This is a genomic window from Desulfovibrio desulfuricans (assembly GCF_004801255.1).
GTDB classification, from domain to species: domain Bacteria; phylum Desulfobacterota; class Desulfovibrionia; order Desulfovibrionales; family Desulfovibrionaceae; genus Desulfovibrio; species Desulfovibrio desulfuricans_C.
On the sequence record NZ_CP036295.1, the window covers coordinates 1518829 to 1533810 of the forward strand.

16 protein-coding genes are annotated in these 14982 nt (G+C 57.4%); 14 read left to right on the forward strand and 2 right to left on the reverse strand.

Annotated elements, in window-relative coordinates; all coding sequences use genetic code 11:
* Positions 1 to 244: 244 nt before the first annotated feature.
* Positions 245 to 1573 carry a M23 family metallopeptidase gene (locus DDIC_RS06350; protein ID WP_136399661.1) on the reverse strand — a complete coding sequence of 443 codons (1329 nt, stop codon included), beginning with the start codon at positions 1571 to 1573 and terminating at the stop codon, positions 245 to 247.
* A 227-nt stretch (positions 1574 to 1800) separates the two neighbouring features.
* Between DDIC_RS06350 and DDIC_RS06355 the strand changes: the two genes are divergently transcribed.
* The 13 genes from DDIC_RS06355 to DDIC_RS06415 all read left to right on the forward strand — a co-directional run bounded on the left by DDIC_RS06355 (position 1801) and on the right by DDIC_RS06415 (position 13282).
* Entirely contained in the window at positions 1801 to 2412 is a 612-nt protein-coding gene (locus DDIC_RS06355; RefSeq protein ID WP_136399662.1) for a protein-L-isoaspartate(D-aspartate) O-methyltransferase, read from the forward strand.
* Between the two features lie 41 nt (positions 2413 to 2453).
* Positions 2454 to 3368 carry an Mrp/NBP35 family ATP-binding protein gene (locus DDIC_RS06360; RefSeq protein WP_136399663.1) on the forward strand — a complete coding sequence of 305 codons (915 nt, stop codon included), beginning with the start codon at positions 2454 to 2456 and terminating at the stop codon, positions 3366 to 3368.
* A gap of 144 nt (positions 3369 to 3512) precedes the next feature.
* Entirely contained in the window at positions 3513 to 4061 is a 549-nt protein-coding gene (gene pgsA / locus DDIC_RS06365; RefSeq protein WP_136399664.1) for a CDP-diacylglycerol--glycerol-3-phosphate 3-phosphatidyltransferase, read from the forward strand.
* A 12-nt stretch (positions 4062 to 4073) separates the two neighbouring features.
* The gene (locus DDIC_RS06370; RefSeq protein ID WP_136399665.1) at positions 4074 to 4328 is read left to right on the forward strand and encodes a hypothetical protein; all 255 of its coding nucleotides are present in this window, start codon (positions 4074 to 4076) and stop codon (positions 4326 to 4328) included.
* Positions 4328 to 4636 carry an FtsB family cell division protein gene (locus DDIC_RS06375; protein ID WP_168732484.1) on the forward strand — a complete coding sequence of 103 codons (309 nt, stop codon included), beginning with the start codon at positions 4328 to 4330 and terminating at the stop codon, positions 4634 to 4636. The genes DDIC_RS06370 and DDIC_RS06375 overlap by 1 nt, the downstream gene beginning before the upstream one ends.
* Positions 4633 to 5706 carry a tetratricopeptide repeat protein gene (locus DDIC_RS06380; protein WP_136399666.1) on the forward strand — a complete coding sequence of 358 codons (1074 nt, stop codon included), beginning with the start codon at positions 4633 to 4635 and terminating at the stop codon, positions 5704 to 5706. Before DDIC_RS06375 ends, DDIC_RS06380 begins: the two co-directional genes overlap by 4 nt.
* A gap of 14 nt (positions 5707 to 5720) precedes the next feature.
* Entirely contained in the window at positions 5721 to 7157 is a 1437-nt protein-coding gene (locus tag DDIC_RS06385; protein WP_136399667.1) for a hypothetical protein, read from the forward strand.
* A 213-nt stretch (positions 7158 to 7370) separates the two neighbouring features.
* Positions 7371 to 8378, forward strand: coding sequence for a class 1 fructose-bisphosphatase (gene fbp / locus DDIC_RS06390; RefSeq protein WP_136399668.1), 1008 nt, complete (start codon positions 7371 to 7373; stop codon positions 8376 to 8378).
* Between the two features lie 75 nt (positions 8379 to 8453).
* Positions 8454 to 9506 (forward strand): tRNA (adenosine(37)-N6)-threonylcarbamoyltransferase complex transferase subunit TsaD, encoded by a 1053-nt coding sequence (tsaD, locus tag DDIC_RS06395; protein WP_136399669.1) that lies wholly within the window; start codon positions 8454 to 8456, stop codon positions 9504 to 9506.
* A 169-nt stretch (positions 9507 to 9675) separates the two neighbouring features.
* On the forward strand, positions 9676 to 9999 hold the full coding sequence (trxA, locus tag DDIC_RS06400; RefSeq protein ID WP_136399670.1) for a thioredoxin: 324 nt from the start codon (positions 9676 to 9678) through the stop codon (positions 9997 to 9999).
* Positions 9996 to 10922 carry a thioredoxin-disulfide reductase gene (gene trxB, locus DDIC_RS06405; RefSeq protein ID WP_136399671.1) on the forward strand — a complete coding sequence of 309 codons (927 nt, stop codon included), beginning with the start codon at positions 9996 to 9998 and terminating at the stop codon, positions 10920 to 10922. The genes trxA and trxB overlap by 4 nt, the downstream gene beginning before the upstream one ends.
* Complete coding sequence (locus DDIC_RS06410; RefSeq protein ID WP_136399672.1) at positions 10915 to 11646, forward strand: outer membrane protein assembly factor BamD; 732 nt, start codon at positions 10915 to 10917, stop codon at positions 11644 to 11646. Before trxB ends, DDIC_RS06410 begins: the two co-directional genes overlap by 8 nt.
* Positions 11647 to 11824: 178 nt before the next feature.
* The gene (locus tag DDIC_RS06415) at positions 11825 to 13282 is read left to right on the forward strand and encodes a cation diffusion facilitator family transporter (protein ID WP_136399673.1); all 1458 of its coding nucleotides are present in this window, start codon (positions 11825 to 11827) and stop codon (positions 13280 to 13282) included.
* 297 nt (positions 13283 to 13579) lie between these two features.
* Here the strand turns inward: DDIC_RS06415 and yihA are convergent, their stop codons facing one another.
* Positions 13580 to 14233, reverse strand: coding sequence for a ribosome biogenesis GTP-binding protein YihA/YsxC (yihA, locus tag DDIC_RS06420; protein ID WP_136399674.1), 654 nt, complete (start codon positions 14231 to 14233; stop codon positions 13580 to 13582).
* 186 nt (positions 14234 to 14419) lie between these two features.
* Here yihA and efp point away from each other — a divergent pair, with 186 nt between their 5' ends.
* Positions 14420 to 14977, forward strand: a complete 558-nt coding sequence (gene efp / locus DDIC_RS06425; protein WP_136399675.1) for an elongation factor P — start codon at positions 14420 to 14422, stop codon at positions 14975 to 14977.
* Positions 14978 to 14982: the final 5 nt, after the last annotated feature.

Below are 14982 nucleotides of genomic sequence, written 5' to 3' on the forward strand. Positions count from 1 at the left end.
CCTCACATGAAACAGGGTTATGTGAATCGGGCCTGATGTCTTCATGAAAAATAACAGTACTATTGCCAATTTTTCATCAATTCAGACTACACTCGAACGTGATAAAAATTCAAGGCCCTTGGCGCAAAAAAAAAAACCGGCCCGCGCAACTGTTCAGCTTCTGCAGAAACTGTCTGGTTGCGCGGGCCGGTTTTATCGGCCGTTATATGGTCTGTTATATCTGCGCCATGCGGCAGTCCGCCAGCTATTGCTGGGTCATTGATGCGTCGAGGCGCCCGGTGATGTTGTCGCGGATCCACTTGGGGTCAAGCCATTCAAGGGGGGTTACTTCCACCCCGCCCACAAGAATGCCAAAGTGCAGATGGTCGCCAAAGGCAAGGCCCGTGCTGCCGGTGTGGGCGATGATCTGGCCCTTTTGCACCACGTCGCCCACTTTGACGAGCTGGTCGTTGAGGTGCGAGTACAGCGACATCAGCCCCAGACCATGGTCGATGACAATCATGTTGCCGTAAATGCCCAGATTGCCGCAAAACACCACGCGGCCGCTGTTGGCGGCGGGCACTTCGGCATTGCGTACAGAGGCGAGGTCAAAGCCCAGGTGGTACGACTCGCCCACCTGCTTGCCCTGATAGTTGAAAAAGCGGTGGTCGCCAAAACCGGCGCGCGGGGCGGAGCGGGGCAGTCTTTCAAACGCGCCGCTCCACAGCATGGCCGAGGCGGTGTCGCGGCCTATCTCGCGCAGGGCCTGCACGTTGCCGCTGCGAACCTGATTGTTGATGTACAGGTAACATTCCAGCGGGTTGGTTGCGTCGGGCGCCAGATCTCGCAGTTTGCTTTCCACAGCCAGCAAAAAGTTGTCGGAAACTTCAATGCTGTCGCTTTTGAACACGCGCTCAAACGACATGACCGTCAGGTGGCTTTTGGTGACGTTGCCCGCAAGGTCGGTGGCGGTAATTTCCACGCTGTTTTTATAATCGCGGGCCGTCATGGTGTACGGAAAGGGGAAAAAGCAGATATAGCTGCCGTCTTTTTGCAGGTAGCCGGGCACCAAATAGCCCGCCACCAGCACGCCGCTGCTTGTTATGTCCTTGTCGACCGTGTAGCGCACCACGGCGGTGCCGCCCCGGCGCACGTTGGGGGGCAGGGTTTTGACAGAAATACGAGGCGGTTGCGTATCAAGGCGCATGGGCAGCTGCACCGTGCGGGTATTGCCCTGGCCAAAACCGGCAAGCGAGCCGTCGGTGGCGCGAATTTCCAGTTCAAACGCGCCCTCGCGCAGGTTGGCGTCCTTCATGGGAACTTCAACCTCGCGTTCGGCGATATATTGATCAAAATGCTTGCTGAAAATCACATTGAGAACATTATTTTTGCGCACGCCCACCGAAATGGAGCGGATGCCCGACGGGTCCTTCATGCGCACCTTGAGCACGCTTGCAGGCGAAACCCTGCCGGTGTTCGGCGTTACTTCGACAGTAGGGCCGTCAAGATCTTTAAAAAAAACATAGCCGCCCAAAACCAGCAGGGCGACCACTAGAATACCCAGCACCGAAGAAAACAGACTTCTTTTACGCATTGCCGACTCCTCGTTCTCGCTTCCCGCAGGGTTGCATAAAGAAAGGCAAGTTTCAAGGGAAACTCTGGAACTTCTCTTGATCTGCCAAAACTGCCGCCGGGCGCATTGACTTGGCGTTAAAAATCTGTTTTCACTTCCGCAGTATGCAGTACGGTAAATATTCCGCGGCTGGGGGCGCTCCCCGCGAGCCTTTGCCTTCCGTGGATCCCAAACGTCTGCGGCGTCGAATGGTGCGTGAACAGCTCGAGGCCAGGGGCATCAGTGATCCTGCGGTGCTTGGGGCCATGTCTGCGGTGCCGCGCCATCTTTTTGTGCAAGAAGCGCTGCGCGCTCAGGCCTACGAAGACACCCCCCTGCCCATAGGTTACGGGCAGACCATATCACAGCCCTACATCGTAGCCCTGATGACCCAGCTGCTTGAAGTGCAGCGCGGCATGAGGGTTCTTGAGGTCGGCACAGGCTCCGGCTATCAGGCCGCCGTGCTCGCCACCATGGGCTGCACGGTGTTTACCGTCGAGCGCATGCGCGAGCTTTATCAAAATACATCAAGCCTCTTGCGGCAACTGGGACTTAGGGGTATCCACATGCAACGGCGTGACGGCACGCTTGGCATGCCCGAGGCCGCGCCATTTGACCGCATAATTGTTACAGCCGGCGGGCCTGAAGTGCCGCGCCCCCTTGTTGACCAGCTTGACGAGGGCGGCATCATGCTTATTCCCGTAGGGTCAAAGCCCCGCACGCAGCGTCTCGTGCGCGTGCGCAAAGAGCAGGGGCGCGTCAGCAGCGACGACCTGGGCCCGGTAGTTTTTGTAGATCTGGTGGGCGACCACGGCTGGTAGACACGCTGCCGTGCGGCCCCGCCAAAATTGAAGGAGATGTCATGGCATCCTGTTCATCCTGTTCTTCTGCAACGTCATGCCCCAGTGCGACCGGCAAGGGCGGCAGCGGGAACTGCAATGACCCCATGGCCAAGCAGGACCGCGCCATAGCCGAGCGCCTGGGCCATATACGCCACAAAATATTCGTCATGAGCGGCAAGGGCGGCGTGGGCAAAAGCTCCGTTACCGTCAACACAGCCGCAGCTCTGGCGCGCCGGGGATTCAAGGTCGGCATTCTTGATGTTGATATCCACGGGCCCAGCGTGCCCAACCTGCTTGGGCTTACCAGCACGGTTGAAATCGACGAAGCCACGCAGCTGATGATTCCGGCGGCGTACGACGAAAACCTGTCGGTTATTTCCATGGATACGTTTCTGCAAGACAAGGACCAGGCCGTTCTGTGGCGTGGCCCCAAAAAAACCTCGGCTATCCGCCAGTTTATAGCAGACGTAAAATGGGGCGAGCTTGACTTTTTGCTTATCGACTCCCCTCCAGGAACGGGCGACGAGCACATGACCGTCATTCAGGCCATACCCGACGCCCTGTGCGTAGTGGTGACCACCCCGCAGGAAATTTCGCTGGCAGACGTGCGCAAGGCCATCAACTTTTTGCAGTACACCAACTCCAATGTGCTTGGCGTGGTGGAAAACATGAGCGGCCTTGTGTGCCCGCACTGCCACCAGGAGATCGACCTGTTTAAAAAGGGCGGCGGTGAAGAACTGGCAAAGCGCTACGGCCTCAAGTTTCTTGGCGCCGTGCCGCTCGACCCCACCACCGTGGTGGCTGCTGACAAAGGTATCCCTGTGGTGTACCTTGAGGCGGAAAGCGCGGCCAAGGCGGCCTTTCTCAATCTGGCGGATTCCATTGCCGCCGCTGCCGACGGCAGCCTGGAAGCTCTTGCCAGTTCGCGCAGCTAGATACGCCGCGTATATGGCCCGGTAGGAATGCAGGCTTCCCTGGCGGCCAGGTTCGGCCGTCGGGGGAGCTTTTTTTCTCCTTTTCTCCTGTATTGTTTTGTGGTAACGCATTAAAAAATTCGCACGGAACGCCTGAGAGGAAAAATGCTTAATCTTGCTAATAAAATTACACTGTTACGCATTTTGATGACCCCTCTGGTGGTTTTGCTGCTCTATTTTGAAGGGCCGATTGTCTGTATTCTGGCCGCTCTGGCCTTTATTTTTGCCTCTCTCACCGACTGGGCCGATGGGTATATTGCCCGTCGTTCCAATATGGTCACCAGCATGGGCAAGTTTCTTGACCCGCTGGCCGACAAGGTGCTGATCTGTTCGGTGCTGATCATGTTTGTCAAACTGGGTTGGGCGCCTGCGTGGGTGGTGATCGTCATTGTCTGCCGCGAGCTTGTGGTTACGGGCTTGCGCGCCATTGCCATCGACGAGGGTATTGTCCTTGCCGCCGACAAGTTCGGCAAGGCCAAGACAGTCATGCAGATCTTTGCCGTCGTGCCCCTTACGCTGCACTATCCCCTGTGGGGCATGGACCTGCAGCCGCTTGGCCTGGCGCTGCTGTATGCGGCCCTTGTGCTGGCCATTGTTTCAGGCTCCAACTATTGCTATGATTTTTACCGCAATACGCGTAAACAGGCTGGCTAACGGGAACAACGCATGAGCACGTTGCAGATCCGTCTGAAAAACTGCATCCAGACCATTCTGGAACTGGAACCCGACATGCGCGCCGGGGTCTGGGGACGTCACTTTGATGATGAGCTGAGCACGCTCAAGGATTATCTGCATCAGGTCGATCAGATGAATCTGGCGGAGGAAGATGTCACGCGGCTTGAAAAAGCCACGGCCACCTTTCTGGCCGAGCTGCGGCTTTCGGCTGGCAACGGATCCCAACCGCAACGGTTGCTGCAGTAATGTTTTGGCGTACGTTCATTCTCGTTGTGCTGGGTCTCGTCAATGTGGTGCTGTTTGCGCGCATGGTCTGGGGCCCCACGGGGCTTATCGAATACCGGGAGCTCAAACACCAGTACTCCGTACTTGAAAAGCAGATTGCAAGCCTTGATGCGGAAAACCTCTCTCTGAGCCGCGAAATTCGCCTTTTGCAGTCAGACAGCCAGTATATGGAAAAAGTCATTCGTCAGCGCCTCCATTATGTTCGTGACAACGAGGTGCTCTATCTTTTTGGCGATATGGCGAAACCGGGGCGGGAGCAGAAACCATGACGGAAAAAATTGAATGGTACAAAGAAGTCCTGGAGCTTGAGCCCAATTCCAAGGTCTTTTTTCCTTTGGCCCGTCTGCTGGCCGAGGCCGACCGCACGGACGAAGCTGTTGAAATTCTGGAGCAGGGCCTTGCCCGCCATGAGGAATTTCTCGAAGCCAGACTTTTTCTTATAGAACTGCTGCATTCAACCAACAAGCTCGAAGCCTGCGAAAAGCAGGTCGCCCGCCTGACCAAGATGTTTTCTACCTATGCCGGTTTCTGGCAGGCCTGGGCCGCGTGCATCAATGCCGCGGGCAACGCCCCTGATACCGCAGCGGTGCTGCGGTTTTTGGCGCTCAATTTTTCAAAAGGGCCTGTATCGCTGCATGAGGTCATCAATCAGGGCCTTGCGTCGCTGTCTGGCCAAGGGGTTGAATCTCCCGTTCTGGGGCAGGCTGAAGCGGCTGGCGCTGCAGAACCCCTGCACGCGGCTCCCTTGGCTGCGGCAGCCCCCGATGCGGCGGTCGCAGCGCTGACGGAGCCGCAGGTTGTTGCCGCGCCCAATGCCGCGTACGACGCCAGTTTCCACGCTGCCAGCCGTTACGCTGCCGCTGGCGACGAAATTTTGCACGATACTGTCGACTTTGATCCCGATCTTGCCATGGCTGATGACGAAGCGCTGCCGGCGGCGGCGGATGAGGGCGTTTCGCCCATGCTGGCCCGCGGGGCTGACGCCTACGCCGCTTACGCCGCCCCGGTAACGCAGGCCGAGGCTGTGGTGGAAGACGCTGACGAAACTGAAGAACGCTTTTCGCTGCGCACGCGTTCCATGGCTGAAGTGCTGGCTGAACAGGGAGATATCAAGGGCGCTCTTGATATTTACCATGAACTGGCGGCTTCGGCGGTGCATCCTGAAGAAAGCGCCGATCTGCGCCAGCGTATAACAACGTTGACCGCCCGGCTGGGCAACGCCCAGACGATGGATTCCGTCCAGCCCGCTGCCCCGGCAGAACAGGCTAGCGGTAAGGACAAGCTGATAAGCATGCTTGAAGCTTTGGCTGAACGTGTTGAAGCCAGGGCGCACAGTTAATGAGGGAGATCACTGTGGTGAAATCATATGTGCGTTATTTCTTTTTGCTGGTATTTGCTGCATCGCTCGTAGCAGGCTGCAGTTCATACCAGCCTACCAAGAACGTCTGGAAATCCACAAAGTCGTTCTGGAACACTTATGTTAGCCCCCCGGCTACCGTGGATTTTGAAGAAAAGGGCGAGCTTTCGCCTCAGGCGCTTGCTCTCACGCACAGCATGATGGGTATTGACGTTGAGCTTACCCGCCTTGAGAGGACCATGCTTAATGCCGACAAGCCGCCGACGCGCGAGTGGCTTACCTCGTTCCTTACGTCCTTCCCCTGGGTCAGTGGTTTTGCCGGCGTAAAGTACGACGGCACCATCCTTGGGCAGGAACCTGCCAACCCCATGAAGCCGCTTGATTTTATTCCGCTGCTTTATGAAGACAAAAAGCAGAGCAGCCGCGCCCTGCGCGCCGATGTGCAAAATACGCCCTACGGTCCCGAAGTGCTGCTTGCCTCGCCCCTGTACGACGGTGTGGACTTTTTGGGCGTGGTCGTGACCAACTTCGACATGCGGTCGCTCATGCAGTACTCGCATACCCCGCAGGATGTGGTTATTCTTTCGCCCCAGGCGCTGCTCTGGCCCGGCAAATACGACTTTGCCTCTACGCCTCTCGCTGGCGTAAACTGGGACGAAGTCACTGCCAAGAGCACCTCTGGCACCTGCACCAACGTAAACGGCACGTTCTACTATAATGTCCGGTACCTTGGTAATGTGCCGCTGGTCTTTGCCGTGGCCGAAACGGGCAATTTCCCGCAGGGCAACGGCAGCGTCGATCAGGGCATGTCTTTCTTCCCCAAGGATCGTCCCAAGCTCACGCCGCCGCCGCACGTTGAGCGCAAAAACAAAAACCGTTTTGAAGAAAGCCAGAACGTGGACGTAACGCCCGAGCAGGCCACCGCCGCACCCGCCCAGGCCACCGGCAAGCCCACTGGCGGCGCGGACATCCAGCCCGGCAGCCACGACAGCATGCTGCTCAAGCACAAAAAAGCCGAGCGCCGCAAGGTGCAGGAACGTCAGCTTGAAGGTGAAAACACCTCTGTTGACCGCGCGCCCGCACCTGCAAGAAGTAAAACCAAGGAGACCCCGCCCACCGGTCTTGGCATACAGCCCGATGCCGACGCGGCTATCTTGCCTGGCGGTCGTCCCAGCCCGTTTGGACCCAAGGATGGCGACAACGCCGCCAAGCCCGCAGACGCAGGCTCCGGCAGCGCAGCGCCTGCCGACAGCAACGCTGGCAGCGCAAAGCCCGCTGACACAGGTGCTGGCAGCGCAAAGCCCGCTGACACGGGTGCTGCCAGCGCAAAGCCCGACAGCGCGGCTGGCAAATCCGACGCTGGCGCTACGGGCAGTGAAACTCCATCGGCTTTGCCGGGTGGACGGCCAAGCCCCTTTGGACCACGGAACTGACGCATTCAAGCTTAAACTTGCGCCGCCCCGGGGCGGCGCAAGTCTTTTGGTCTATGCTCTCCCTGATACGTAGCCCAGCTGGCGAATATGTTTCGCCAGCCAGCAGGTTGCAACGCGGATTCTGGCTGATCTTTGAGGCGGCAAATTTTCGCTTTCAGGGCCAAACGTTCTAATGTTCCTCTCAATTTTCTGGATGTTGTAAGGAGCCCCCCAATGGCTGACATCACGGTTACGGAACACCTGCTGCTGCACCAGAAGCGCACCCCCCAGGCAACGGGCCAGTTCACCGGCCTTCTGTACGACCTCATTTTGTCTGGCAAAAGCATTTCGCGGCGCATTGCCAAGGCCGGGTTGCTCGATATTCTCGGCGGCACCGGCGAGGTGAATGTGCAAGGCGAAAATGTGCAGAAGATGGACTCCATCGCCAACCGCATCATACTTTACCGTATGGAGCGGTGCGGGGCGCTTTGCGCCATGAGTTCCGAGGAAGAAGCCGAGCTTGTCCGCGTCAGCAAGGAATTTCCGCGCGGCGATTACATCCTTATTTTTGATCCGCTGGACGGATCGACCAATATTGATGTGAACATCAATGTCGGCACCATCTTTTCCATCCTGCGCAGGCCCGAGGGCCGCACCGGCGAGGTGAGCATTGATGATGTGCTGCAGCCAGGCGTAAAGCAGGTGGCTGCCGGCTACATTTTGTACGGCCCCGCTACAATGCTGGTGCTCAGCACCGGTCAGGGGGTTCACGGTTTTACCCTCGACCCCGGCGTCGGAGAATTTTTGCTTTCACACCCGGATATGCGCATACCCGAGCAGGGGCATATCTATTCCGTCAACGAGGGCAACTGGAAAAACTGGGACGCGCCCGCCCGCGAGGCGGTAACCTGGTTCCACGGTTGCGAAACCTCTGACGGCAAGCCCTATTCGTCCCGCTATGTTGGCGCGCTTGTTGCCGATTTTCATCGCACGCTCATTAACGGCGGCATCTATATGTACCCGCCCGACGCCAACAAGCCCAACGGCAAGCTCCGGCTCATGTGCGAGGCCAACCCGCTGGCTTTTCTTGCCGAGCAGGCTGGGGGCAAGGCGAGCGACGGTCATGGCCGTATCCTTGAAAGGGTGCCGGACAAACTGCACGCGCGTACGCCTCTCTACATCGGCTCTACCAGCGATGTGGAAGCGGTGGAAAAGATTTACGCAAGGCATGCGGGCAGGTAGTTTTTTTGCGGCAGCCCTTGCCATTTGCGGGGGCTGCCTTCTTGTACCGGCCTTGAGCCGTAAATGGCGATATGCATGCTGTGCCTTGGAATTGAAAGTTCTTGTGACGAGACCGCGCTGGCGCTTGTGGAAGACGGGCGGCTTGTGGAAGCCGTGCTGGCAAGCCAGGCCGATGTGCACGCCCTGTTTGGCGGGGTAGTGCCGGAGCTGGCCTCGCGCGAGCATTACCGTTTTGTCGGGGCGCTGTTTGACGAGTTGATGCGTCGCAGCGGCAGGGACAATGCCGACATTGACCTTGTTTCTGTGGCCCGTGGGCCGGGCCTGCTTGGCAGCCTGCTTGTGGGCGTCGCCTTTGCCAAGGGGCTGGCGCTGGGGCTTGGCAAACCCTTTTTGGGGGTCAACCACCTGCACGCCCATCTTTTGGCTGTCGGGCTGGAGCACGAACTGCGCTTTCCTGCTCTTGGCCTGCTGGTATCGGGCGGCCATACGCATCTGTACCGCATGGAATCGCCGTGGGATTGCCGCCTTCTTGGCCGTACGCTGGATGACGCGGCGGGCGAGGCCTTTGACAAGGTGGGCAAATTTTTGGGGCTGGCGTACCCCGGCGGCAGGCTCATGGATGCCCTGGCGCGTGCGGGCCAGGCCAAGCCGAAACTGTTTCCGCGTCCGTACCTTGATAACGACAACCTCGACTTCAGCTTCAGCGGGTTGAAAACAGCTGCCACAGGGCTTGCGGCGCAGCAGCTGGCAGGCCATGACTGGCCGCGCCCGCTCACCGATGTTGCTCACGCGCCGCAGGTTCTCAAGGATTATTGCGCCTCATTCAACCTCGCTGTGGTGGAGACGCTGTGCGCCAAAGCAAAGCGGGCGCTTGACCGCAACCCTGACCTGAAGACTCTTATAATGGCTGGCGGCGTTGCCTGCAATTCGCTGTTGCGCGAGAGTATTGCCGAGCTTATGCAGAGCAGGGGGGGCAGGGCCCTTATTCCTGACTGGCAACTGTGCACCGACAATGCAGCCATGATCGCCCATGCCGGATGGCTTTTGGGCAAAAACGGCTACCACCACGATTTGTGTATGGAAACCATACCGCGCGGCAAGGCCATACCCCAAGACATGCAGTGCTGATTGTGCGGAAAAGCTCAAGAAACCTTGCAAAACAAGAGATTGTCTTGACAGAGTGCACATTGGTATCTACTCTTACTCAATACAGAAGCATACACAAAAATACGCTTCTGTTCGCGTCGTGGGTTGAAAGTGGCCACGGCGCGACACAAAGCAACGTAAGGAGATAGTTATGGCTGAACAGGTCACTGACGCCACCTTTGAAAGCGTTGTGCTCAAGTCTGATCTTCCGGTTCTGCTCGATTTTTGGGCTCCCTGGTGCGGTCCTTGCCGCGCGGTAGGCCCCATCATCGACGAACTGGCAACCGAGTATGACGGCAAGGTACGCGTTGTAAAAATGAACGTGGACGAAAATCCGGCCACGCCCACCAAGTTTGGCATTCGCGCTATCCCGACACTCGTCCTTTTCAAAAAGGGTGAAACGGTGGAGCAAATCACCGGAGCCGTCACTAAGGCTGCCCTCAAAGACCTTATTGACTCAAAGGCTCTGGCATGAAGGTATATGACGCCGTTGTCATAGGCAGCGGCCCCGCTGGTATTACGGCTGCCATGTATCTGGCCCGTTCTGGTTGCTCGGTGCTTTTGCCCGAGCAACTGGCAGCAGGCGGTCAGATACTGCAAACTGAAGCCATGGAAAACTATCCAGGTTTTCCCAAGGGCATCAAGGGCTATGAGCTGGCGGATCTTTTTGATGCGCACCTGGCCGGTCTTGCTGTAGACCGGCCAGCCGCATCAGTTGAATCGGTGACCGGCTCGGCTGGGCATTTTGTTGTTCGCGCTGGCGGCGCAGAGCACCATTGCAAGACGGTTATTGTCTGCTCTGGCGCGCACCACAAGCCGCTTGGGCTGGAAAACGAAGACAGGCTGCGCGGCCACGGCGTATCGTATTGCGCCATCTGCGACGGCAATTTTTTTCGCAACCAGACGGTAGCGGTAGTTGGCGGCGGCAATTCGGCGCTGGAAGAGTCACTTTACCTTGCAAAGATTGTAGGAAAGCTCTATCTTATCCACCGCCGCGATGATTTTCGCGGGCACAAGATTTATCAGGATAAGCTTGCCGCCTACGGCGACAAGATCGAGATCATGCGCAGCTGCGTTGTAAGCCGCTTGCACGGCGAAAACGAGCTGACAGGCCTAACGGTAAAGGAACTGAAGACCGGTCAGGAACGCCATCTGCCCGTAGACGGGCTTTTCGTCTATGTTGGGTATGAGCCTTCCACCGCCTTTTTGCCCGCAGAGGTCGTCCGTGACGAACAAGGCTTCATTATCACCGATACGGAAATGCGCACGAGCATTCCGGGCATTTTTGCCGCTGGTGATATCCGTTCAAAGCTTTGCCGTCAGGTAATCACTGCCGCCGGTGACGGCGCAACTGCCGCGCAGGCGGCGTTTGTCTTTTTGGAACAGCTCCATGCATAAAAAAATGCTTCGCTCCCTTTTGCTTGTCATAAGCATGTTTGCGGTTTCCGGTTGCGGCATCATTGATATGATATACCTGCCGCCGGCGGAAGATACCGCCCAGGAGGTTTTTGAAGCCGCCAATGACGCCATGAGTGAAAAAAACTACGTGCGCGCCGTGGAGCTGTACAACAAACTTCGCGACACCTACCCCTTCAGCCCCTATACGGTTGATGCGGAGCTGTCGCTGGCCGACGCCTATTTCCTTGACGAGGAATACGAGCTTGCAGCCGAAACCTACAAGGATTTCGAGTCGCTGCATCCTCGTCACGAAGCTATCCCCTATGTTCTGTACCAGACAGGCATGTCGCTCATGAAGCAGTTCCGCTCCATCGACAGGGCCACCACAGAGCTTAAGGAAGCGTACGACTACTTTGACCGCTTGCGCCAGACCTTCCCCGATTCGCCCTATTCCAAGAGCGCGGAAGAGCACATGCGCACGTGCCGTCAGCTTATGGCCGAGCACGAACTGTATATTGCCGACGTGTTCTGGCACATGAAGAAATACGGCCCGGCCTGGCATCGCTACGAGTACATTGTTGCCACTTACAAGGATGTGCCTGAAGTTGCCGAGCACGCCCAGGAAAAGAGCCTCGCTGCCTATCACAACTATCGTGAGGCGCAGTCGAAGGACGTTCGTGAAAAACGCGAGGGCAGCTGGAAAAAGTGGTTTACTTGGCTGTAAGCGTACGTAACGGTTTTTGCTAAAAGTTTGCACGCATTACAAACCGGCTGTTTTGAAAAAAACAGCCGGTTTGTGTCGCATTACGCCCATGCCTTGTATTTGCGCCGCTGGCCGTCTTGCGTAGTTTGTGCCTGCATTTTATAACCCTCAGAATATCTGCCAGATATAGGGATGCCCTATGACTATGCTTAACAGCGGTGCAGACGAAAAAAGCCGTGCCGCCATGTTTTCGCTGCTGGCAGCGCTGGCGCTTACCAGTGTCAAACTCGCCGTAGGGCTATATACAAACAGTCTTGGCATATTGTCCGAGGCGCTGCACAGCGGGCTTGACCTTTTGGCTGCGGCCCTTACGCTTGCAGCGATAAAAATTTCATCAAAACCTGCCGATTCGCGGCATCCCTACGGTCACGGCAAGGCAGAGAACCTGTCCGCCCTGGCGCAGACGGTGCTGCTGTTCGTTACGTGCGCCTGGGTCGTTTATGAAGGCGTGCACCGCCTCACATCCGGGGCAAGCCCTGTTGTTCCCTCGCTTTGGGGTGTTGGCGTCATGGCTTTTTCCATGGCCATAGACATCAATCGGGTGCGCGTTTTGCGGCGTGTGGCCAAAAACTTTAACAGCCAGGCCCTTGAGGCCGATGCTCTGCATTTTTCCACCGATATTTTGTCCTCGGCCGTGGTGCTTGTGGGCGTGTTTGCCGTATGGTTAGCGCAGGCCTTGCAGTTGCCGGCGCCTGTGAGCAGGGTGCTTTCGCAGGCGGATACGGTGGCCGCGTTGCTGGTGGCCGCCATTATTTTCAGGGCCAGCATGCACATGGCGGCGGATGCGGTGGACATGCTTATGGATTCCGGCTCTGCGCACGCCAGCGAGGCCATTGTCGCAGGAGTCAAAAAAATCGCGGGCATATCAGAAGTCACACGGGTGCGCGTGCGCACAAGCGGCCCGCAGAGCTTTGTTGACCTGACGGTGGGTGTTGCGCCTGGTTTGAAGGTAAGCGACGGTCATCGGCTGGCGCACGAGGCGGAGGAGGCCGTGGCCGCCGTCTTGCCGGGCGCGGATGTGACCGTGCATGTCGAGCCGCGCAAATCGTGCCGCATTGACGAAAACAACCCCTTTGTCCTGGTGCAGCTTGCCGCCTCGGAGCACGGTCTGGCCGTGCACGACGTGCATGTCCTGAGTGCGGATACGGCCTGTCACATTGAGCTGCATGTGGAGCTGCCCGGCCAGATGCCCTTTGACAGGGCCTACGCTCGCGTCAAGGCTTTTGAGGATTCGCTGCGCGAAACCTTGCCGGGCGTTGAGATCGTCAGCCATCTTGAGCCCAAGGCCCCAAGCGCTGCGCTCGAATCCGGCGCTTCGGTTTCACTGCCGTTTTCAGAAATGGCCTGGCGCGAGATTGAGGCGGCTGTGGGAAATGAACCCCTGGCGTGCACGCCGCACAAATTTTCTACCTACGTGCTGCCCGAGCAAGGGGTGTGTATTTCATTCCACTGCAATGTCAGCGTGGGCCTGTCGGTTGAGGAGGCTCACAACGTATGCTCGCGCCTTGAAAAGCGCATCAGGGCAGCCGTGCCCCAGCTGGGGAGACTGAGCATACACATGGAACCCGCCGTAGATTCGGGCAATGCCAAGACGTAGCGCCCAGACGCTGTCCCTAACGAACGTCAGCCCGTAGCCTCGCTTGGCGGCACTTGCCGCCAGAGTACTGCCGGGACCTCAGCCTCAAAGCCATTGTCATGCCTTGACAGGCGAGGTAAGACGCCATACTCAGGCCGCAATGGCGTGACCCGTCGTAAAAGGGACGCATAATACGCCTTGGCAGAGCCATTGCCCGCGTCCAAATGTCTGGCGTGGCTGCAGCTGCGTGTGGGGCTGCTTGCGGCGGGCGCAAAGCGCTGTCCGCAACCTTGTTGCGCTCTGATTATAGGCCTGATTTTACTCTTGGTTTTGCGCCAGGTTTGGCGCTACATCTTGCGGTTGCGGTTCGCCGCTGTCGCTATCAGCGTCAACGCGCTGGGGAGCGGCTGTTTCAACCAGCGCACGCCACAGATTGTCTATGCCGTATCGGTTGCTGGACGAGGTGACAATCGGGCGCGTTCCGAGCAGTTCCTGCCATTCATTTTGCCGGTTGGCGCGCTCTCGCTGGGTGCACTTGTCGGCCTTGGTCAGTACGGGCACAATATTCAGGCCATTGGTGCGGGCAAAGGCTGCAAGGTTTTTGTCGAGCGTTTGAGGCTCAAGGCGGCTGTCGAGCAGCAGGGCCAAAGCTTTGAGGCTTGCGCATTCCACCAGGTAGCGCTCAAGCAAATGCGCCCATTTTTCGCGTTCGGAATGGCTTGCGCGGGCATAGCCGTAGCCCGGCAGGTCCACAAGATAGAAATTGTGGGGCGTGACGCGATAATAATTTACCGAGCGTGTTTTGCCGGGGGTAGAGCTGACTTTAGCCAGTTTTTTTCGTCCGGCCAGCGCGTTGATAAGCGATGATTTGCCGACATTTGAGCGCCCGGCAAGGGCTATTTGCGCCTCTGGCAGCGATATGAGCTGCTCAAGGGTATAGGCGGTGGTTTCAAGGGTAAGAACGGGATTCATAATAAACCTCATGTAATACTTTAGCTTTGTGTCTTGACAAGCAGGCTTGTTTCAGCAAATATTTTCAATTCAGGGCTGACATTTTCAGCCAACTTCCGTATAAGGTAGCCGCTCTTGCCGCAGTTGGCAAATGATCGGCTTTTCTGCCAGCCTGCGCCGGTTTGAGGCGACATGTTAGGAGGACAAATGTATTCTACCACAGACTTTCGTAAGGGCCTGAAGATTGAAGTCGAGGGAACCCCTTTCGAAATCGTTGACTTTCAGCACTTCAAGCCCGGCAAGGGTGGCGCCATGGTGCGCACCAAACTGCGCAACATCCTTACCGGCCGCATGCAGGATATAACCTTCCGTTCCGGCGAAAAAGTTGGCAAGCCCGACCTGGAAACCCGCGACATGCAGTTTCTCTATCGCCAGGAAGACGACCTTATCTTCATGGATATGACTACCTACGAACAGCTGCAGATGCACATCACCACCACCGACGGCAAGGAAGGCTTCCTTAAAGACGGTCAGGAATGCCGCGTGCTGCTGTACAAGGGCAACCCCCTTGATATCGACATCCCGCTGAGCCTTGTGCTGACTGTTATTGAAACCGAGCCCGGCGCCAAGGGTGACACTGTAAGCAACGTCACCAAGGCCGCCAAGCTTGAAACCGGTATTTCGGTTCAGGTGCCCATTTTTGTCAACGAAGGTGACCGCATCAAGGTTGACACCCGCACCAAGGAATACCTGGGCCGGGAATGATAACC